This is a genomic window from Mycobacterium sp. RTGN6, from assembly GCF_033804605.1.
Classification (GTDB): domain Bacteria; phylum Actinomycetota; class Actinomycetes; order Mycobacteriales; family Mycobacteriaceae; genus Mycobacterium.
This window is the reverse complement of record NZ_JAPZKZ010000012.1, coordinates 103,275-122,759: the sequence shown is the minus strand read 5'-3', so window position 1 is coordinate 122,759 and position 19,485 is coordinate 103,275. Positions and strand designations below refer to the sequence as shown.

17 protein-coding genes are annotated in these 19,485 nt (G+C 65.3%); 13 read left to right on the top strand and 4 right to left on the bottom strand.

Annotated elements, in window-relative coordinates:
* Positions 1-21: 21 nt before the first annotated feature.
* From SLQ33_RS27035 to SLQ33_RS27025, 3 genes are read right to left on the bottom strand one after another with little or no spacing between them, the layout of a single operon-like run.
* A complete protein-coding gene (locus SLQ33_RS27035) occupies positions 22-1,227 on the bottom strand; it encodes an acetyl-CoA C-acetyltransferase (RefSeq protein WP_319456983.1) in 1,206 nt (401 codons plus the stop codon).
* Positions 1,228-1,259: 32 nt separating this feature from the next.
* Complete coding sequence (locus SLQ33_RS27030) at positions 1,260-2,369, bottom strand: LLM class flavin-dependent oxidoreductase (protein WP_319456982.1); 1,110 nt, start codon at positions 2,367-2,369, stop codon at positions 1,260-1,262.
* A gap of 40 nt (positions 2,370-2,409) precedes the next feature.
* Positions 2,410-3,585, bottom strand: coding sequence for an LLM class flavin-dependent oxidoreductase (locus SLQ33_RS27025; protein WP_319456981.1), 1,176 nt, complete (start codon positions 3,583-3,585; stop codon positions 2,410-2,412).
* A gap of 226 nt (positions 3,586-3,811) precedes the next feature.
* On the opposite strand from SLQ33_RS27025, the gene SLQ33_RS27020 reads away from it, so the two are divergent.
* The 6 genes from SLQ33_RS27020 (at position 3,812) to SLQ33_RS26995 (ending at position 10,509) form a co-directional block, all read left to right on the top strand.
* Positions 3,812-4,615, top strand: coding sequence for an alpha/beta hydrolase (locus SLQ33_RS27020; RefSeq protein WP_319456980.1), 804 nt, complete (start codon positions 3,812-3,814; stop codon positions 4,613-4,615).
* Positions 4,612-6,435 carry an FAD-dependent monooxygenase gene (locus SLQ33_RS27015; RefSeq protein WP_319456979.1) on the top strand — a complete coding sequence of 608 codons (1,824 nt, stop codon included), beginning with the start codon at positions 4,612-4,614 and terminating at the stop codon, positions 6,433-6,435. Before SLQ33_RS27020 ends, SLQ33_RS27015 begins: the two co-directional genes overlap by 4 nt.
* 25 nt (positions 6,436-6,460) lie before the next feature.
* Positions 6,461-7,672, top strand: coding sequence for a cytochrome P450 (locus SLQ33_RS27010; protein WP_319456978.1), 1,212 nt, complete (start codon positions 6,461-6,463; stop codon positions 7,670-7,672).
* 109 nt (positions 7,673-7,781) lie between these two features.
* Positions 7,782-8,993 carry an acyl-CoA dehydrogenase family protein gene (locus tag SLQ33_RS27005; RefSeq protein ID WP_319456977.1) on the top strand — a complete coding sequence of 404 codons (1,212 nt, stop codon included), beginning with the start codon at positions 7,782-7,784 and terminating at the stop codon, positions 8,991-8,993.
* 2 nt (positions 8,994-8,995) lie between these two features.
* Entirely contained in the window at positions 8,996-9,559 is a 564-nt protein-coding gene (locus SLQ33_RS27000) for a chromate resistance protein ChrB domain-containing protein (protein ID WP_319457100.1), read from the top strand.
* A gap of 20 nt (positions 9,560-9,579) precedes the next feature.
* Positions 9,580-10,509: a fumarylacetoacetate hydrolase family protein gene (locus tag SLQ33_RS26995; protein WP_319456976.1), complete on the top strand. Its 930-nt coding sequence runs from the start codon at positions 9,580-9,582 to the stop codon at positions 10,507-10,509.
* Between the two features lie 18 nt (positions 10,510-10,527).
* On the opposite strand, the gene SLQ33_RS26990 is transcribed toward SLQ33_RS26995, so the two are convergent.
* Positions 10,528-11,160, bottom strand: coding sequence for a TetR/AcrR family transcriptional regulator (locus SLQ33_RS26990; protein WP_319456975.1), 633 nt, complete (start codon positions 11,158-11,160; stop codon positions 10,528-10,530).
* A gap of 723 nt (positions 11,161-11,883) precedes the next feature.
* Here SLQ33_RS26990 and SLQ33_RS26985 point away from each other — a divergent pair.
* From SLQ33_RS26985 to SLQ33_RS26955, 7 genes are read left to right on the top strand one after another with little or no spacing between them, the layout of a single operon-like run.
* Positions 11,884-12,720 (top strand): ABC transporter permease, encoded by an 837-nt coding sequence (locus SLQ33_RS26985; protein WP_319457099.1) that lies wholly within the window; start codon positions 11,884-11,886, stop codon positions 12,718-12,720.
* Between the two features lie 2 nt (positions 12,721-12,722).
* Positions 12,723-13,580 (top strand): ABC transporter permease, encoded by an 858-nt coding sequence (locus SLQ33_RS26980; RefSeq protein WP_319456974.1) that lies wholly within the window; start codon positions 12,723-12,725, stop codon positions 13,578-13,580.
* A gap of 3 nt (positions 13,581-13,583) precedes the next feature.
* A complete protein-coding gene (locus tag SLQ33_RS26975) occupies positions 13,584-15,101 on the top strand; it encodes an MlaD family protein (RefSeq protein ID WP_319456973.1) in 1,518 nt (505 codons plus the stop codon).
* Positions 15,098-16,138 (top strand): MCE family protein, encoded by a 1,041-nt coding sequence (locus SLQ33_RS26970; RefSeq protein WP_319456972.1) that lies wholly within the window; start codon positions 15,098-15,100, stop codon positions 16,136-16,138. The genes SLQ33_RS26975 and SLQ33_RS26970 overlap by 4 nt, the downstream gene beginning before the upstream one ends.
* Positions 16,139-16,142: 4 nt before the next feature.
* Entirely contained in the window at positions 16,143-17,222 is a 1,080-nt protein-coding gene (locus SLQ33_RS26965) for an MCE family protein (protein ID WP_319456971.1), read from the top strand.
* Positions 17,219-18,340, top strand: a complete 1,122-nt coding sequence (locus tag SLQ33_RS26960; protein ID WP_319456970.1) for an MCE family protein — start codon at positions 17,219-17,221, stop codon at positions 18,338-18,340. The genes SLQ33_RS26965 and SLQ33_RS26960 overlap by 4 nt, the downstream gene beginning before the upstream one ends.
* The gene (locus SLQ33_RS26955) at positions 18,340-19,467 is read left to right on the top strand and encodes an MCE family protein (RefSeq protein ID WP_319456969.1); all 1,128 of its coding nucleotides are present in this window, start codon (positions 18,340-18,342) and stop codon (positions 19,465-19,467) included. The genes SLQ33_RS26960 and SLQ33_RS26955 overlap by 1 nt, the downstream gene beginning before the upstream one ends.
* The last annotated feature ends 18 nt before the right edge of the window (positions 19,468-19,485 follow it).

The window sequence follows — 19,485 nt, the reverse complement described above, 5'->3', positions numbered from 1 at the left end:
TCGTTCGGGTGAAACCGCGCGTCAGGCCGCTTCGAAGACCGCCGCCATCCCCTGTCCACCACCGATGCACATCGTTTCCAGGCCGTAGCGGGCGCCGCGCCGCCGCATCGCGTGCAGCAGGGTCGTCATCATCCGAACACCGGTGGCGCCCACCGGATGTCCGAGCGATATGCCGGAGCCATACACGTTGAGCCGGTCCCCGATTTCGTCGTCGGACACGCCCCAACCCGCGAGCACCGCCAGCACCTGACAGGCGAACGCCTCGTTCAGCTCGATGAGGTCCATCTCGTCGAGCTTCATGCCAAGGCGGCCGAGCAGCTTTCGCACCGCAGGGACCGGTCCGATGCCCATTTCGGCGGGCTCGCAGCCAGCTGCCGCCCAGCCATGAAGGAACGCCAACGGCTCGACCCCTAGTGCGTCGAGCTTGTCCTCGGCCACGACCAGGCACGCCGCGGCGGCGTCGTTCTGCTGGCAGGCGTTGCCGGCCGTGACGATGCCGCCGGGAACGACGGGGCGCAGCCGGGCGAGGTCGTCGATGTCGAGCTCTCCACGGATGCCTTCGTCTCGCGTGACGGTGACCGGGTCCCCACGCCGCTGCGCGACGGTGACGGGGACGACCTCGTCGTCGAACATCCCGCTGTCCCATGCCGCAGCCGCCCGTCGCTGGCTGCGGACGGCATAGCCATCAGCCGCTTCCCTGGAAATCGAGTACTTCGCGGCGAGGTTCTCCGCCGTCTCGATCATGCCCGAAATATGGCCGAACCGGTCGACGGGTTGCGCCCGCTCCCGGCCGCGATCCAGGCGGTCGTGGAACGTCTTCGAACCGGCTCTTGCACCCCAGCGCATGTCCGTCGAGTAGAACTCGATATTGCTCATCGACTCCACCCCGCCTGCCATGACGACGTCGGCGGCGCCACTGGAGACCATCATCGCGGCGGTGGCGATCGCCTGAAGCCCACCACCGCAGCGCCGGTCGAGATGCATCCCGGGCACCTCGACCGGGAAACCGGCCCGAAGCGCGATCCAGCGGCCGACACACGGCGTCTCGCTATTTGCGTAGGACTGGGCGAAGACGACGTCGTCGAGCACGGCTGGATCGATGCCGGTACGGCGCACTACCTCGACGGCGGCCGCCGCACCCAGGTCCTCGACGGCTACCGGCCGTAGCGCGCCGCCGAAGGCACCGATGGGGGTGCGAACGGGCGCGACGATTGCGGCTCTTCTCATGGGCTCGGACTCCCTGTATCGCTCGATTGCACTCAGACCGCGATACCCGTCGAGGCCAGCTCGCGCAGGTGGGGCTGCACCTCTTGGGCCATCAGCCGGACCGACTCCCGCCAGGCTCCGGCGTCGTCCCACTCGTGCGCCATGGTCAGCAACGTCCCGAAACCGCCAACGTCGTCGTAGAGGTTGTTGATCTTCTCGGTCACCTCGTCGGCATCGCCGACGATCCACAGGTTGTCGCACAAGTACTCGAGAACGGCATCGACGTCATCCGGATCGACGTCAGCGTCCGGGCCGAGAAGTGCGGCCATCGGCACCTTCAGCGTGGGCAGCGCCGTGAGGATGTGGTGGCGCCAGCCCTCGGCCAGCGAGCCGTGCAGCGCCTCCTCGCGGGCCGCAGCCGAGGTCCGGCCGACGAACACCTCACGCGCGATGCGCCACGTAGCGCGCTCCGGCGTCCTGCCGGCCGCCAGTGCCGCGTCCGCGTAGGTCTGCCAGCTTCCCTGAAGTACGGGAACGGAGGCGATGGTGAAGCTCATTGGGATCCACCCCCGCTGCCCGGCCAGCACCAGCGACGAGGATTTCGGCGTCATCGCCGCGACGGCGATGGGCGGATACGGGTTCTGGAAAGGGCGGTGATGGAACTCGATCCGGTAAGGCGCTTGCGGCTCCGGGACCCGGAAGCGGAAGAACGGGGACTCGTACAGGCCCGGCTTCGGATCCGTCCACAACTGGATGACGGCGTCGATGACGGCGTGGAACTTGTCGCGGTGCTCGTCTGTCGACCAATCCAGCCCCCAGAGCTCCGATTCGTTGTATCCGCTCACCCCGATGCCGAAGTTCAGCCGGCCCCGCGCGAGGTGATCCAGCAGGGCGATGCGGGCCGCGAGCTGCGCGGGATGGTGCGACGGCAGGCAAGCCACGCCGGTACCGAGCCGGATGCTCGTGGTGCGCTGCAGCGCCGCGGCGATGAACAAGTCAGGAGCGGCAAGCGGCTCCCACGGCAGCGTGAAGTGCTCGCCGATCCATGCTTCGGTGTAGCCCAGCTGATCCAGGTACTCCAGTTGCAGAAGGTCGTGTTCGAGCCAGTCTGCGGCAGGGGTACCCGGCGGGTGCAGCGGCATCGCGAAATACCCGAGTTCCATCGATCGTCCGTCCTCTTGGTTGGGTGTCGTTGGTCTGAGGTCACAACTGCTGGGCCAGCAGCCCCGCGTCGCGCTCGTATTGCTCGCGAGCCCGCTCTTGGGCCGCGGCCATGTAATCGGCCGAGCTGGTGCCGGCTTCGGCGAGCTGCCGCAGCCGGGCAAGCGATGCGGCCCGTGGTTCGAGCTGGCCACGGAAGTGCGGTATCACCCGGCGGGCAAACAGTTCGTAGGAGCGCATCGCGGCGCCGGTGTCGGCCCAGTCCAGCGCGAACAGCAGCACCCGTCCGGCGCCTCCGGACTGCGCGACCAGGTCGTCGATCATCGAGATCGCCATCTCGGGTGTCCCGACCACCGCAAAGCCCTCGTTGAACTGGTCGATGAGGGCCTCGACCTCGCCGTCGGTCCGGGCCGGCTCGAACGGGCCCTTCAAGGTCAGTGGCGCGTACTGCGACCAGTCGCGAAGTCCGCGATGGACTTCCGCGCGAGCCTGCGCCTCTGTCTCGGCGATGTGCATCGGAACCACGAGTCCCCATCGGTCCTTCGACACCGTCGTCCCTGCGCTCAGCGACTCCGTTTCCACGATGTCCCAAGTGTGTTGGAGAAAGTTATAGCCCTCTTTGACCGTGGCGCCCAGCGACAGGACACCGGTGCCGTACTTTCCGGCCAGCCGCGGGCCGGACGGGGAGGCGAGCGAGGCCACGTAGATGTCCATCGCGTCGTTGTAGGGGCGTAGCTGCAGCTCGGCATCGACGAGCCGGAACCAGTCGGTAGTGCGGGTGACGGGCCCGTCGAAGGCGAGGAGCGCATGAATCGCCTCCATCGACTCCTGCATCATCGTCCTGGTGCAGAGCGGATCGATGCCCATCATCAGGGCGTCCAGCGCGTGCGACCCGGGCCCCATCCCCCACATCAAGCGACCTCGAGTCAGGTGATCGAGCATCACCATCCGGTCGGTGATCATCAGCGGGTGGTGATAGGACAGCGACGTCACCGCGGTGCCGAGGCGAATCCGCTTGGTGCGCTCGGCTGCGGCCACGATCATCAGTTCAGGCGCGGGGATGATTTCGACGCCGCTGGAGTGGTGCTCACCGAACCAGACCTCGTCATAGCCAAGCCGGTCCGCCTGGACGGCCAGCTCGAGGTCACGCTCCAGCTGCAGCGTGGGGTCTTCGCCGATGTCGGTGTGATGCGGAAATAGCGCGAGGCCGAATCGCATGGCTCCCCTTTCTGGGGGGTGATTGAGCTCACAACGTACGAAGCAGATCTACCTGGCTCTATCACTTTTGTTACATGCTCACCCATCCAACGGCGTCCCGCCCCAGTGCTTCTGACCTGCGACAAAAGTCATCGCGCGTGGGATGCCGCCGTTCGTAGTCTGCCGGTGCCGCGGCGTCGTCGTCGTGGCACGACGTGCGACGGGAGCGCCGGTAGTGGCAGATGGCATGACGCACAGCGCAGTGGATGTGCGCGTCGAGTGGATCGAGCACGCGAACGGCCGGATCCGCGTCCTACGTTCGGGCGAAGGACCGCCGGTGCTGTTCCTGCACCCGGCGGCGGGCGCGCTGCCGTGGAACGGATTTCACGAGCGCCTCGCCCGATTCCACGAGCTGGTGGTGCCTGAGCACCCCGGCTTCGGCGAGTCGAGCGACTTCCCGGACCTCGCAGGCATGTCAGCCCTTGCCGATCACTATCAGTGGCTGGTGCCGCAGCTCGGTCTGCACCGGCCGGCGCTGGTCGGCGCGTCGCTCGGCGGCTGGCTGGCCGCCGAACTCGCGTGCCGCGACCCAGCTTCCGTCACCGCGCTGGCACTCCTTGGCGCACCGGGCCTGGAGGTGCCCGGAGCCGACTACCTCGACATCTTCGCCCTGTCTCCGGCCGAAGTCGGCGCGGCATTGTTCGACGGTCCCCGCCCGCCAGCACCAGCGGGCGAGCCGCCCGATACCGCGCTCGCCGCCCGGCAACGGGCCGCCACCGCGAGGTTCTGCCAGTCCCCACTTCTCTGCGATCCGAGCCTTCGTCACCGTCTGGAGCGGATCACCTCCCGTTGTTGCGTCGTACGCGCGGCGAACGATGCGGTGGTGCCGGCCGCGATCGCCGACGCCTATGCCGCCGGCATCGGTGGAGCCGAACTCGTCACGGTGCCACGGTGTGGCCACGCCCTGTACTACGAGCGGCCCGACGAGTTCGCCGACGTGGTCCTTGGTTTCCTCGGCACGGCAAGCGCGCGAACTGGAGACCGCCGATGACGGGCGGGCTGGACGTCGACGTGCTCATCGTGGGAGGAGGTGCTTGCGGACTGACGGCGTCGGGCCTGTTGAGCGACCTCGGCGTTTCGCACGTGGTGGTCGAGAAGCATGCCGAAACCTCGCGGCTGCCAAAGGCGCACTACCTGAACTCCCGGACGATGGAGATCTTTGGTCAGCTCGGGATCGCCGAGCGGGTCTACCGCGACGGGATGTCGCTCGAGCGCAACCAAACCGCGTGGTACACGAGCCTCGGCGGTGACGGGCCGACCGACAGTACGCAGATATTCGCCATCGACGCCTTCGGCGGCAACTCCCTCGCGGAGGCCTATGCCCAGTCGAGCGCCTTCGCGAGCTGCAACCTGCCGCAGAAGCAACTCGAGCCGATCCTGCGCGAACACGCCGAGACGCGTAACCCGGGACGGATCTGGTTCGGCCACCTGATGACGTCGTTCGCTCAGGACGACGACGGAGTCACCGCGACGGTCGTGACGCGTTCGACTGGCGAAACCACCACCGTCAGGGCGTCCTACCTCGTAGGTGCCGATGGCGGCCGCACGGTCGGCCCCGCGCTGAAGGTCTCGATGAAGGGCACCGAACCCTTCGTCCGGGTGGTCGGCATCCACTTCGCCGCCGATCTGTCCGCGTACTTGCGGGAGGACGACGCGCTCATCCGTCGCATCGTCCGGCTGACCGACGAAGGCACGCTCCTGCAGTCGGGCCTGGTAACGATGGGCCCGACTCGGTGGGACCGCTTCTCCGAGGAATGGCACGTCACACCGATCGTTCCCATCGGAGCCAAGTCCCCCGTGCACGACGAGGCCTCCGCGGTCGAGCACCTCCGCAGGGTGCTCAAACTGCCCGAGCTGCAACCGAAGATCATCGAAATCAGCAACTGGTTCGTCGAAGGCGTGGTTGCCGACCACTTCCGGGTTGGACGTGTCCTGCTGGGCGGAGATGCCGCGCACCGCCACCCGCCGACCACCGGCCTCGGCTTGAACTCGGCCGTCCAAGACGCGCACAACCTGGCGTGGAAATTGGCGAGTGTGCTGCGCGGCGCCGCTGGGGACCGCCTGCTCGACTCATACGAACGAGAACGGCGACCGGTGACCGCCCGCAACGTCGAGTGGGCCATGATGACCTACTTCAACGGCTTCGCCACCCGGGGCGCCTGGGGGGTAGTGCCCGAGGCTCCGCCCGGTCACAATGCGGACAACTGGCGCAGACTGTTCGCCGACACCTCGGACGGGGCGAGCCGACGGGCCCTGCTGCGCGAGTTCTTGCAGACCCAGCGCGCCGAGTACCAAGCTCGTGACATCGAGCTGGGTTACCACTATGCCGACGGGGGCGCCGTCGTCGCGGACGGGACTCCGGCCCCGGCCCGCGACCCCCTCGGGGTGTCATACATCCAAGTCGCGCGTCCAGGTCATCGGGTGCCGCACGCCAGTCTCGTCCGCGGTGGCGAGGCGATCTCGACCCATCATCTGCTCACGCACCCGGGTGCGTTCGTGCTGCTCGCCGGCGCCGACGGCCGACCGTGGCTCGACGCGGCCGAGGCCGTCGAGCGGACAGCCGGTGTCGAGCTCAACAGCTGGCAGGTCCTTGGCCCGCAGGCGACCGACGACGATGCATCGGCCCTCCGCGATGTTCGGGGCGACTGGCGGCAGCTGCGCGGACATGGCGAAGCGGGCGCGGTCCTGATCCGTCCCGACGGACACGTCGCCTACAGGTCCGCGAACCTGCCCGATGAACCCGAGCGGGAGCTCACCTCCGCTCTCGCGACCGTACTGGCGAAATCGGTCCCGCTGAGCTTCGCCCGATAAGAATGTCAAGCGACAGGAGTCGAGAATGACGCAGAACGAAGCCGCGCCCGCAGCGCGCAAGCCACCTGCTCCGTTCAGCACGTTGGACACCACCCCGGAGAAGGCGCGGGCGTCCCTACGTGAGGCCCGCGCGCAATGCCCCGTTGCGCACAACTCGCAGGGCCCGGAGTTCTACACACCGCTTCGCTACGCGGACGTGAAGAAGGCGGCACAAGACTGGAGGACGTTCCAGTCCTCGCCGTCGATCATGCGGCCCGTGCCCAACCGACCCAAGGCGCCGCCGATCGAGTTCGACCCGCCCGAGCACACTGCGTGGCGCAAGATCTTCCATCAGGCTGCCAATCCCGCGACCGCTCGCCGTATCGAGCCGTTGGTGCAAGCGGATGCTCGCGAGTTGATCGACCGGTTCGCGGCCCGCGGGCACTGCGAGCTGATCGAGGAACTGGCCGAGCCACTCCCGCTGCGGGCACTGTGCCATGTGCTCGGGCTCAACCGGGACAAGGCCCAGCAGGTGCGGCAGATGACCGTGGAGCTGAACACCAGCTATGGCGACGAGGCACGTGTCGCGGCCGCGTTCGCCAGGTTCGCCGAATTCGGCGCCGCCGAGGTAGCGCGGCGACGCGACGAGCCGCGCGACGACATGCTCACCGCCCTGAGCGAAATGAGGATCGACGACGAGCCGCTCACCGTCGAGCAGATCGGCCAGTTCATGGTCAGCTTCCTGTCGGCAGGCCACTCCAGCACGGTCGCCGGACTCGGGCAGGTGATCCGCGACGTGCTCGCAGATCAGAAGCTACGCGACCGGGTAACCGCGGACCCGACACTGATCCCGCTCGCGGTCGAGGAGAGCCTTCGGCTGTCTCCCCCGTTCTTCGGGTTCTTCCGGCAGGTCGCGACCGATACCGAGGTATCGGGTGTCTCGCTGGAGGCCGGGGAGTCGGTATTCCTCTGCTGGGCAGCTGCGAACCTCGACCCAGAGGCCTTCCCTGAGCCGGACCGCTTCGACATCGACCGCAAGGCCGCGCGGATTCTCACCTTCGGCTTCGGCATCCACGCCTGCCCGGGCGCGCCAATGGCTCGCATGGAGCTGAGCGTCACGCTTGCGGAGTTGCTCCGGCGACTGCCCGACATCGAGCTCGTCGATCCCGATGCGATCCGATACGACTTCGAGGCCGCCGGTACCCGCGTTGCGATGCGTGACCTCCGCGCACGCTTCACACCGTCGACCGGCACCTGACACGCGAGCGCGGGCTAGCTCGGCTGCGACAAAAGTGATAGTTCCGCCTGCTTCCTGCGACCTACCGTGTCGCAAAGACGCCGATCAACACTCCGGATAGCGAGGCACGATGTCGATGACAGTGGACGCAGGCGTCCCGACGATGGAGGACCTGCTCGCCGGGGCCCGCACGCTGGCACCGGTCGTGGAGGCAGAGGCGCAGGCCTCGGATCAAGCGGGTTCGCTCTCCGACGAGGTGGGCGAGCGGATGCGCGACTCCGGTTTGACGGCACTGTGGGTGCCCCGCGACCTCGGTGGTTCGGAACTCCCGCTCGACGCCGGCCATACCGTCGTGGAAGAGCTGAGCCGCATCAACGGCTCCTTCGGCTGGGTCGGCGCCGCGCAGGTGGTCGCGCAGGCGGCAGCGGGAGCGTTCTTGAACGATGCGGCAGTAGGCGAGATATTCCGGGACGGCATCCCGGGCATCGCCGGCCAGGGGCTGCCCCGCGGCAAAGCCGTCGCGTGCGACGGTGGGTACCTCGTCGGCACGACGTGGAGTTACGGTTCCGGGATCAAGCAGGCCCGCTGGGTGCTGGCCACGTCGTTCGTCCACAACGCCGACGGGACTGCGCGCTTCCTGCCCAGCGGGGCCCCCGACGCCCGGATCTGCTACGTACCCCGCGAGGACGTCGTCCTGGAGGACAACTGGGACGTGATGGGACTGTGCGCCACGGGAAGTGTCGACTACACCGGCCGCGACCTGTTCGTGTCGGAGGACTTCGGTCACCCCCTTGACATCTCGACGCCGGTGCGTGGCGGGTCCATCTACCTCATCGGCATCATGAGCCTGGCCACCGTCGTGCACACCGCCTGGGCCCTGGGCAATGCGCGACGCATGGTGGACGAACTCGCGGCGCTGGTCCGTGAAGGCCACGGACGATTTGCACAGGACGCGGTCAGCGAGAGGTTCCACGAGCGGTTCGCCGAGGCCGACGGGAATCTGCGGATGGCCCGCGGCTTCGCCTACGACACCCTGCGCGACGCCCAGCGCACCCTCGACCAGGGCGACCGGCTATCGACCCGCCAGGCCACAATGCTGCGCACCATGGTCGCTCGGGTCACCTGGACGGCCGCGGACGTGGTGCGCTGGGCGTACTTCGCGGCAGGCGGCACCGGGCTGCGGTCCGGCGTCGTCCAACGGTGCTTCCGCGACATGCACGCAGCCACCCAGCACGGCATCGTCGCGCCGGCGGTCTCGGTGACGTGCGGGCGCGAGCTGCTCGGACTGGCCGACGGCAAGGTGTGGCTTGGCCGCGCCCTGGTCGAACCATCGCTGGTGTGACGATGCCCGCGCGATGGGTGACTCGGGCACATCTGCACCTAGACCGGGTGGCCACGCCGTGGCTGATCCGGCGCTTCGTCGATCCTTCGGCGACCTTCGACTTCGTCGACTGGGGTACGCACGTCGAGGAGGACGACGAGACCATCCCCTTCGGAATGCCAGACGTCGCGCTGAGTCCGCAGCATGGCGGCACGACGTTCGCCGCCGTCATGCGCCGCTTCGATCTCGACAGCCCGTCGCTGCTCAGGATGGAGCGCCTCGTCGCCGCTGGCGTCGCCATCGCGATGGGGCGCAGCCTGCCGGCCGGGCTCACCGACGACGAGGTGGCGCTCGCCAACGCCCTCAATCAGCTGGGGGCCGGCTACGGCGTGGCCTACCGCGACGAGGAGCACCTCGAGCACGGGATGGCGTTGTACGAGGCCGTATACGTCTTGTGCAGTCTGGCCGACCTGAGCCCCTCGCTGAAGGCGGACATGCCCAAAGCACTCCCGGACCGCGTCGCGTACCTGCGCGACGCACTGCCCGACGTCCGACCGATCCCGGACACCCGACATGAACGCAACTGATCGCCCCGAGAGGATCCTCCGTGCGCCTTCTCCGATATCGCACTGACGGGCGTCCCGCGGCCGGAGTGGTGCTCGGCGACGTCATCGCCCCGATCGACGGTCCAGACGACATCGTCGCGATCATCGCCGGCGATCCCGACGCCACGGAAGCCGCCCGTCGCGCCGCGCGGAGGGCGACGGCGACGATCCCCCTCACCGAGGTCCGCGTGCTCGCACCGCTTCCTCATCCGTCGAAATACCTTGCGGTGGGCTTCAATTCGGCGGCGCACGTCGCCGAGGCCGCTACCGAACCGATCTCACCGGCTCGCGCGGCGCGCATGGCCACCAACCGGCTCCTTCACGAGGCCTATCCGGACCCGCGCTGGCCACAACTGTTCAACAAGCAGACCACCTGTGTGCAGGAGCCCTATGGCCCGATCTGGAAGCCCGCCGATGCCACCACGCTCGACTACGAGGGGGAGGTGGCGCTGGTCATCGGCCGCCGGCTTCGGCGCGCGTCCCGCAGTCAGGCGCGCGAGGCGATCGCCGGCTACGTCGTCGCGAACGACGTCTCGGTACGGGAGTGGCAGTTCGAGACAGCTCAGATCTGGCTCGGCAAGAGCTTCGAAACCCACGGCCCGCTTGGACCGTGGGTCACGTCCGCCGACGAGGTCGACGAGGACGGACTTCGCATCCGCACGTGGGTCAACGGCGAGCTGCGTCAGGACGGCCGCTTCGCCGACCAGCTGCACGGCGCATGCGAGATCGTCTCGATGTGCTCGGAAGTGTGCACTCTGCTGCCAGGGGACGTCATCGCGACGGGCACGCCCGCCGGGGTCGGCGCTGCCTCGGAGCGTTACCTGGGGATCGGGGACGTCGTCCGCGTCGCGGTCGATGGCCTCGGACACCTGGAGAACACCGTGGTGGCCGAGCCTGGAGACCAAGCGACAACCGAGGCCAACGGGGTTTGATCACCTGGCTACGGTGGATCAATCGGCGCGGTTCTGCTGTCGATGTTTGTGCTCCGTCGACGTGAGCAACGACGATCCACGTGTCCCAGACTCGATGAGATCGAAGCCGCGGTCCAACACCTCGACGACGCTGTGGCTCTCCGATAGCCGAGCCATCAGCGCCGCCCGCGCAACCCCGATAATGGCTACCGCGATGACTTGGGCTTCGATGCATGTGTCCGGATCTTGGCCCATGCGTTCGGCGAATATGTCGGTTAGCAGCCGTTCGGCCTGTAGCACGGATTCGGCGTAACGCCGTTGAAGAGCGGGCACGCTGAACCACAGCGCAACAACTTCGGTGGCAAGCTCTGGCGTTACCAGTACCGCCTCGAGTGCGTGGCGGTACGTCTCACGGACTGAACCTATGAAATCTCCCGTGTCTTCGAGCTCGCGCAAGCCCTCGATCATCGCCACGAGATGTTCGGGAAGGTCGCCGAATAGCACGTCCTCTTTTGCGCCGAAGTGGCGGAAGAACGTGCTCCGCGAGTAGTTCGCTCGGTCAACGATGTCATCGATTGTCGTCGACTCGTAGCCCTGCTCGGTGAAGAGCTCGGTTGCCGCTTGGATGATGCTGGCACGCATCTGTTCCCGCTTGCGCTCTAACAGTCCCACATGGAATACAGTATCAGTTGACCTCCAGTGGCAATTGGCACGGGCGGCTGCGGCATAGGCGCTAGAGTCGCCGCCGCCTGCTGCCGGCTGGATGGAATCTCCCGCTTGGGTTGCGCGATACGGCCCCCTCCGTGGAGTCGCCGCATCCGGCACCTACGTCCCGACCCCCACGCGGCTTCGCCCAACCCTCCCTGGTCGCACGCGTTCGGTCTCTCCATTCATACACTCAGTGCCTCTTGACATTCAGTCTCTCCTGGGAGAACATTTCTTCGCGCACTGGGAACCTACAGAGAGGGCATCGGTTATGGCACAGCGGTTCTTGTCAGACACGTCGCGCAGCAGCCAGACCAAGAACGAGCTGATCCTGATCTGGAGTGGCGTGGTGTCACCGACCTGGAGCTGCGCCACATCCAACACTGCCCGCATCGCCCCGCGTGCTACGACAACCAGTCCCGTAAGCCAGTACGGCAGCGGCTTCAGCCCGGGTTCTGTATCAGGTTGAACGGGCGCGTCCTAACACTTTTGTTACAGCGCATCCTCGTCCGATGCGGTGACATGCCGGGAAGTCGACATTGAGGATCCGTTTGCCATGACCGCCAAGTCGTACGCCGAAGTACTGAGCGCGGGACCGCTAGTCGGTGCCCTCGATCTCGTTGCTAGGAGGGATCGTTGACCACCACTTCCACCCGGCCGGCGCAGTCCGAAGACTACGAGCGTTCGGCGATCGAAGAGCGTTCGGCGATCCAAGAGATTGGCCAGTGGGGCCAGCGGTACGTCCAGTCGCATCCGTTGCTGTCGCTCAGCACGGTGGGTGGTCAAGTCGTCTTGGGCGTGCGCACCATTCAGTACTTCTTCATCGACGTCTTCACCGGCCGATTCCAGATGCGGGAGTTCGTCAAGCAGGCGGCGTTCATGGCCGGGACCGCGGTCGTTCCCACCCTCTTGGTGACAATTCCCGTGTGCGTCGTTTTGTCCATCCAGTTCGCTGTGCTTGCCGGGCAAGTCGGCGCGGAGTCGTTGGCCGGCGCTGCGAATGGACTGGTGGTGATCCGCCAGGGCGCTCCCTTGGTGGCGGCCATTCTGCTCGCGGCGGCCGTTGGCTCGGCCGTCAGCGCTGATTTGGGCTCGCGGACGATGCGCGAGGAAATCGACGCGATGGAAGTAATGGGCGTTTCGGCGATAAGACGCCTCGTGGTTCCCCGGTTCGCAGCGGTGATCGTAGTGGGGGTCGCGTTGACGGGATTGGCGACCTGGGCCGGCTTCGTCGTGGGCTACCTATTCAACGTGTACATGCAGAACGGTACGCCCGGCTCATTTCTGGCCACCTTCGCCTCATTCGCCAACGTCGGCGATCTCGTACTTGCTTTGACCAAGGCGATCGTCTTCGGCGCGATCGTGGCCACTGTCGCCTGCCAAAAGGGCCTGGCTACCCGGGGCGGTCCCGCTGGGGTGGCGAATTCGGTGAATGCCGCGGTGGTCGAAGCGATCCTGCTGCTGATGGTCGTCAACGTCGTCATGAGTCAGCTCTACATAATCGTCTTCCCGAAAACGAGTTTCTAGCCATGACTGCTACCCAGTACCGCGTTCCCGGCACCGGCCCGTTCGTTCGAGGGGCACGTACCGGCGGATTAACGGTGGCCAAGGCCGGCCATATCCTTTATTTCTTCGGCCGACTACTGGCATCGATCCCAACCATGCTCAGCCGCTACCGCCGGGAATTCTTCCGCACTCTTTCGGACATTGCATGGGGTAACGGATCGATCGTGGTCGGTGGCGGCACGATAGGTGTCGCATTGGTGTTGGGTATCAGCGCCGGAGCGCTGCTGGCCGTAGAGGGCTACAACACCCTGAATCTGCTGGGTATGGGTCCGGCGGTGGGAATGCTGTCTTCGTGGGGATCGACACGTGAACTGGTGCCGATCATGGTCGCCCTCGCGTTCATCACGCAGGCTGGGTGTCGCTTCACCGCGCAGTTAGGCGCAATGCGCATCTCCGAGGAGATTGACGCGATCGAGGCGATGGCCATCAAGCCCATTCCCTATCTCGTGACGACACGTGTGCTGGCATCAGTCACTGCGGCCATTCCCCTGCTTCTGTTGTGCTTGGCGGTGGCATATATGTCGGCGTGGGTCGTGATCGGCATTATCGGAGATACGTCTCCGGGCACGTACATACATTATTTCGCCTTATTCAGCAGCGCCAGAGACGTTGGCTACGCGACGATAAAAGCCATCGTTTTCGTTTTCGCAGCTGCGGCGGTTCAGTGCTATTACGGATTTTTCGCATCCGGCGGGCCCGAGGGCGTTGGGGTAGCGGCCGGGCATGCGATGCGCGCGAGCATCACCGCCGTCATCATCTTGAACGCGTTGCTGACGATGGCAATGTGGGGCGTCGACGCCGGCGCTAGGTTTGGCGGATAGTCGATGCCGAACTCCTTCGACTACGAGACCCGAGGTCCGTCAGATGGCCGGCTCCTCATCGCCGGCGTGTCATTCCTGCTAATAGCATCTGCCATCGCGATGGTGTTGATCGCGAAATACCAGGGCAAGCTCGACCCATTCGTGCGGGTGAGCGCCGAAATGGTTGACGTGGGTGATGGTCTGCCGGCCAAGTCGGACGTCAAGTTTCGAGGGGTATTGGTCGGGTCGGTCTCCGATGTCGTAGCGGGCCAGGCAGAGCAACCCAGTGTTGTCCATATCGACCTCAAGCCCGCATACGCCTCGGGTATCCCGAACAACGTGACCGCGCGGGTGGTCCCGTCCAATGTCTTCGCGGTGTCGTCTGTGCAGCTGGTGGACAACGGGAACGGTTCGGCGCCACTGCAAGCCGGCGCGGTCATCCCCGAGGACCAGAAACTGCCCACGGTCCTGTACCAGACCTTGTTGACCAAACTCCGCGCGGTGCTAGCCGCGTTCGGTCGTGAGCCGTCGGTCGACAACATCGGATGGGTGACGGCACTGGGTGAAGCCACCGAGGGTCGCGGAGATCGACTTGAGGACGCCGGACGGGATCTGAATAAGATTGTCGTGCAGTTGAATTCCGTCGTGGGTACCGATACGGGCCCATCCACCATTTCGGCTCTCGCCGACGCGGCGAACGGACTGCGCGAGGCCGACCCCGAGCTTTTCGACGCACTCAACAGCGCGGTGAAGCCGATGCGGACGCTCGCCGAGAAGCGAGCCGAGTTGACCGACTTCTTGTCGGCCGGGCAGAGGACCCTCGCAACGCTCGGCGATGGCTTCGACAAACAGACTGACCGGCTGATCAACATCACCACCCAGATGACGCCGTTCCTCGGTGTCGTCGCCGACCGCGCCGATCAGTTTCATACGACCGCTGGTCGGTTCGAGAGCTTCGCATATGACGCCTTGAGGAACGTCTGGCACGACGACATCAACATGTTCTTCCTCAAGGGGACTATCTCGTTGACCCCCACGCGGACCTACGTGCGCGCGGATTGCGCACGCTACGGTGCATTGGAGAGTCCAAGTTGCAAGACGGCGCCCGAGGTGCCCGTCGCTCCAAGCCTTTCGTCGGCGTTGGAGTCTCGAGGGCTCCCGATGCCCCCGGGCGTTTCGGAAAATCGTCCCAACTTGGCGCCTCCGCGCGGTTCGGTATTGCCACCGCAGGCCGATTCTGGCCCGCCGCCACCGCCCGAAGCGCCGCCAGCGCCCGAAGTGCCGCCACCACCGCTACTTCCGGCCGAACTCCCGCTACCCGACCAGTCCGAAACGCCGCCTCAACCGGCTGCGCAACTGCCCGTTCAACCGCAATCGGCGATCATCGGCGGTAACGTCGGCCCCGTCGGTAGCCCTCAGGAGAAGGACCAGCTCGGCGTTCTCGTTGGCGGGCAAGCGAACTCGGCCACTGAGTTGCTGTTAGGGCCGCTGGCGCGCGGAACGACGGTGGTTCTCGGGCCGGACCCAGGGGGTACTCCGTGAAATACCGCAAATCGGTGATCGGCCTAAGCCTGTTCCTCGTGGTCGCGATCGTGACAACGTGGATGGTGTTGGTCACGCTTCGCCGTGAGGTTGGGGGTCCGACGAACACCTATTCGGCGGTGTTCACCGACGTCTCCGGATTGCACGCCGGCGATGATGTTCGGGTTGCCGGAGTTCGCGTAGGACGCGTCGATGGCGTCGCCCTCGAGGGCACCCTGGCCAAAGTCACGTTCCGGGTGCAGCGAGGACAAGACGTCTACAACGACACCATCGCATCGGTGACGTACCAGAACATCATCGGACAGCGATACCTCGGCCTGTCACCGGGGACGTCTCGCGAGCGCACAATGCTGGCCAGCGGTGGCCAGATCTCCGTGGACCACACCAGACCGTCATTTGACATCGCCTATCTGTTCAACGGGTTCGAGCCGCTGTTCACGGTGCTGGATCCGCAGCAGATGGACAACCTGACGAACGGAATAATCCAAGCGCTGCAGGGGGATTCCGGGTCGGTCCTGGCAGTCATCACCCAAACCTCGGCGCTTGCCGAACAATTCGCCGGACCCGATGAGATCCTCGGTGAGGTCATCACGAACCTCAACAAGGTGGCGACCAACCTCGCCGAGCAGAACACCAACCTGCAGGCCGTGATCAGTCAGACCCGCGATGCGATGGTCATCCTTGGGGACCGGCGTGACCAATTGGTCGCGTCAGCGGGTTCCGCGAGTGCCGCGGTGGGACGGTTGGCGACCATCACCAACAACATCTATCCCGATTTGGAACAATTGATCAACCGCCAACCCGGATTCGCTGCGTGGGTTACTGGTCCTGCGCGGGAGCGCTTCTCGTACATGGGGGCGAACTTGCTCCTCTCCCTCAAAGGCGTCGCCCGAGCTACCCAGTCTGGGGCCTACGTCAATGGCTATGCATGCGACGCCGACGTTTCGATCTTCGCGTTCCTCTCGCGGATGATTCCCGCGATCGTTCGAATGGCGTCGCCAGGCAATGTCCTCCAACACTCAGCGATTTGCAGGTAAGACGATGCCCATCCGCGCAAAACGCCCGCTAGAGGGATACAACAAGATAGTGCTCGGCGCCATCTCGGTGGGTGTCATCGTGGCGGTGGTGGCGGTCGTCGTCGGGATCGGTCGACTTTCGTTGGGTCAGACGGGTTTTCGGGGCGAATTCGCCCAGGCTGCCCAGATCCGCCCGGGCGACCAAGTCACTGTCGCCGGAATCTCCGTGGGTGCTGTCAAAGGTGTCGAGTTAGCCGGTGACCATGTCGTCGTCAGTTTCAAGGTGAGCGACGACGTTCGCCTTGGCCGTGACACGCAGGCCGCGATCAAGCTGACGACCCTACTGGGATCTCGTTATCTCGAGTTGTCCCCGGCCGGCGACGGCGACCTGGACCACAACACGATCGGCATGGCGAACACGTCGGTTCCCTACGATTTGCAGAAGGCCGTTGCCGACGCCACCACCACGTTCGAGCAGGTTGATGGCGATCGCATTGCCGATTCACTGACCACATTGGCCGGCGGACTAACCGGCGTACCCGAAGCTCTACCGGAGGCTTTGGACAACATCAAATCGCTCGCCGCCATCATTTCGGGTCGGCGCGATCAAATCGGCTCCCTGCTCAGCAGTGTCGACACCATCACGACGATGATCCGCAACCAGAAGGCCAATCTCGGCTCCCTCGTGCAGCAGGGTCGTGCCCTGCTGGCGGAGATCACCACCCGGCGCGCCGCGGTGCAGGGACTCTTGACCAACGCCACTGCGTTGGTCAACAGGATCAAGAGCGTCCTCGACGACGAGCCGGCCATCAACGAAATGATCGCTAGCTCAAGGGATTTCTCTCGCATGATCGCCGAACATGACGAGTTGGTGCGCCAGACGATGCAGGTCATGGCGATCGACATGCGGGCGTTTGCCAATGCAAGTGGCTCCGGTACAGCGCTCGACGCCAATGTCCCGTCGGGGCCGCTGATCGACTCGTGGATGTGTGCGCTCAGCGCTCGTGCCAAGCAGTTCAATCTGCAGCCGTACTTCACGGACTGCCAACCAGCTGCGGATCCATTTCCTGGGTGGCCGCCGCCAGATGGACGGGGAACGCCATGAGCCGCAAGCTTGTACTAACCATCGTGGCGTTGCTCTTTGCAGGACTGTGCGTCGCGGCCTTCGCCCTGATTCCACGCGGCGACGACCAGAAGCTCGCCATCACTGCGCAGTTCGAGGACAGCATCGGACTCTATGAAGGCAACGCCGTATCGGTATTGGGCATGCCAGTGGGCAAGGTGACCAGCATCGTCCCCAAGGCCAGCTATGTCGAAGTGAAAATTGAGCTCGACAAGGGCGTCGACGTACCCGCCGATGTTCAAGCCGTAACCGTGTCGACCTCGATTCTGACCGACCGACACATCGAACTGACCCCGGTTTACCGCGACGGACCGAAGTTGCAGAACGGGGATGTCTTGGGTTTGACGCGAACTCGCACACCGGTCGAGTTCGACCGCACACTGGCGATGGTGGACAAACTGGCCAACTCCCTGGGTGGTGATGGCCACGGGCAGGGCCCGCTAGCCGATCTCGTCAACATTGGCGACCAGATCGCTTCCGGCAGTGGGCCGGACATCAAAGCGACGCTGGACGAACTGTCTCAAGCGCTACGTCTTGGCGCTGACAACGGCGCCGACACCAAGAAGACCATCCAGGCGGTCGCGGCCAATCTCGCGGAGTTGACGCAAGCGGCCGCTGACAACGACGCGACGATACGCGAATTCGGTTCGCACGTCCGCCAGCTCAGCGATATCTTGGCCGACGAGAATCTGGGCGCCGGCACGACCGGGGCGAAAGTCAACCAGATACTCGATCAAGCGGTGTCGCTGCTCGAGAAGAACCGCGACGGGTTGAAGAGCACCCTCACCGACGTCACGACGCTCGCCACTGCCGCCAACGACCATCGCCGCGACATAGCAGAAACACTCGACCTTCTCCCAATGCTGGCCTCCAACATCTACAACGTCGCCGATCAGAACGCCGGCGCTATCCGTGCGCACATAGATCCGGCCAAGGTGCTCTTGGATTCGCAGTTGACGAAGGAAGTGTGCAATCTCGCAGGAATCAAGGACTTGGGATGTGCAACCGGCACCATTTCCGACTACTCACCGGACTTCGGCGCGACGTTCTGGCTCGAAGGCGTGACAGGCATGCTCAAGACGATGGCGGGCGTCCCGTGATGCGGTGCGGCGCAAGCCATGTCCGTCGCGGCTGGCGCGGTGTGGTGGCCGTGGGGTTGAGCGCGCTTCTCGCCGGATGCGCAACCGGGTTGCAGAGTATGCCGCTGCCGGCGCCGAGCCAGAAGGGCGACAGTATCTCGTTGACTGCCGCCTTCTCGAATGCGTTGAATCTGCCGTCCCAGGCCAAGGTGAAACTCAACGGCGCCAACGTCGGTGAGGTCGAATCGATCCGGGCGCAGAACTTCACCGCGCTGGTCACCATGAAGATCAGCACCGATGTCGCGTTGCATGTCGGTGCTACCGCGGAGCTGCGTTCGGCCACACCGCTCGGTGACATCTTCGTTGCGGTCCGGCCCGGCCCCAACCCGACTCCCGATGCACCACTGCTGCGTGACGGCGACACGATTCCACTGGACTCCACCTCCGCCGCCCCGACCATCGAAGAGGTGCTCACCTCGGCGGCGCTGCTGGTCAATGGCGGTGCCGTGCGTCGCCTGGTGCAGATAGTCAACGGCGCCGGAGCTGCGGTCGGCGGACGGGGCGAGAAAGTCGCCACGCTCCTGGCGCACTCCAGAACCCTGTTGACGCGACTCAACGCGCGGTCGGCTCAGATCGATGGCGCACTGCGGAGCACCTCCGAGCTGGCTGCCGACCTTTCAGCACGCCAGGACACGCTCAACGAGGCCCTCACCGCGCTCGCCCCGGCGACGAGCGTCCTCCGGGACGACGCTGCGCAGCTCGCCGACGTCACAGATGCCGTCGCTCGTATCACCCGCCAAGTCAACCGGTTCCCATCTTTGCAGGGCACCGACACCAGGAGCATGGTCGCGGATCTCAACCGAACCGCGGCAATGATGAACGACATCAGCGTCGACCCCCACATCACTCTGAACGCGTGGAATCTGGCCTTGGGCTACATCATCAAACTCTCAGGGGGGCCGAATCTCCACGCCACCGCGGATCTCAACCGAATCGCGCTTGGCGCATTGCCCGACAAGAACTATCCGGGCGATCCCATGTTCCATGGACCCGACGGAACTGACTGGCATGCCCTCGTCGGCTCCTTCAGATATCAATGGAACCTCTTGCTCAGCCGGATATACGGACCGGAGCATCAACCACGGTGATGACTATGTCGACTAGCC

Bases quoted from the DNA above. Each gene is read 5' to 3' on its own strand.
- SLQ33_RS26975 (WP_319456973.1), top strand. From the start codon at position 13,584: ATGCCGAACTCCTTCGACTACGAGACCCGAGGTCCGTCAGATGGCCGG.
- SLQ33_RS27010 (WP_319456978.1), top strand. From the start codon at position 6,461: ATGACGCAGAACGAAGCCGCGCCCGCAGCGCGCAAGCCACCTGCTCCG.
- SLQ33_RS27030 (WP_319456982.1), bottom strand. From the start codon at position 2,369: ATGGAACTCGGGTATTTCGCGATGCCGCTGCACCCGCCGGGTACCCCT.
- SLQ33_RS27000 (WP_319457100.1), top strand. From the start codon at position 8,996: ATGCCCGCGCGATGGGTGACTCGGGCACATCTGCACCTAGACCGGGTG.
- SLQ33_RS27005 (WP_319456977.1), top strand. From the start codon at position 7,782: ATGTCGATGACAGTGGACGCAGGCGTCCCGACGATGGAGGACCTGCTC.
- SLQ33_RS27025 (WP_319456981.1), bottom strand. From the start codon at position 3,585: ATGCGATTCGGCCTCGCGCTATTTCCGCATCACACCGACATCGGCGAA.
- SLQ33_RS27020 (WP_319456980.1), top strand. From the start codon at position 3,812: ATGACGCACAGCGCAGTGGATGTGCGCGTCGAGTGGATCGAGCACGCG.
- SLQ33_RS26965 (WP_319456971.1), top strand. From the start codon at position 16,143: ATGCCCATCCGCGCAAAACGCCCGCTAGAGGGATACAACAAGATAGTG.
- SLQ33_RS26960 (WP_319456970.1), top strand. From the start codon at position 17,219: ATGAGCCGCAAGCTTGTACTAACCATCGTGGCGTTGCTCTTTGCAGGA.
- SLQ33_RS26955 (WP_319456969.1), top strand. From the start codon at position 18,340: ATGCGGTGCGGCGCAAGCCATGTCCGTCGCGGCTGGCGCGGTGTGGTG.
- SLQ33_RS27015 (WP_319456979.1), top strand. From the start codon at position 4,612: ATGACGGGCGGGCTGGACGTCGACGTGCTCATCGTGGGAGGAGGTGCT.
- SLQ33_RS27035 (WP_319456983.1), bottom strand. From the start codon at position 1,227: ATGAGAAGAGCCGCAATCGTCGCGCCCGTTCGCACCCCCATCGGTGCC.
- SLQ33_RS26980 (WP_319456974.1), top strand. From the start codon at position 12,723: ATGACTGCTACCCAGTACCGCGTTCCCGGCACCGGCCCGTTCGTTCGA.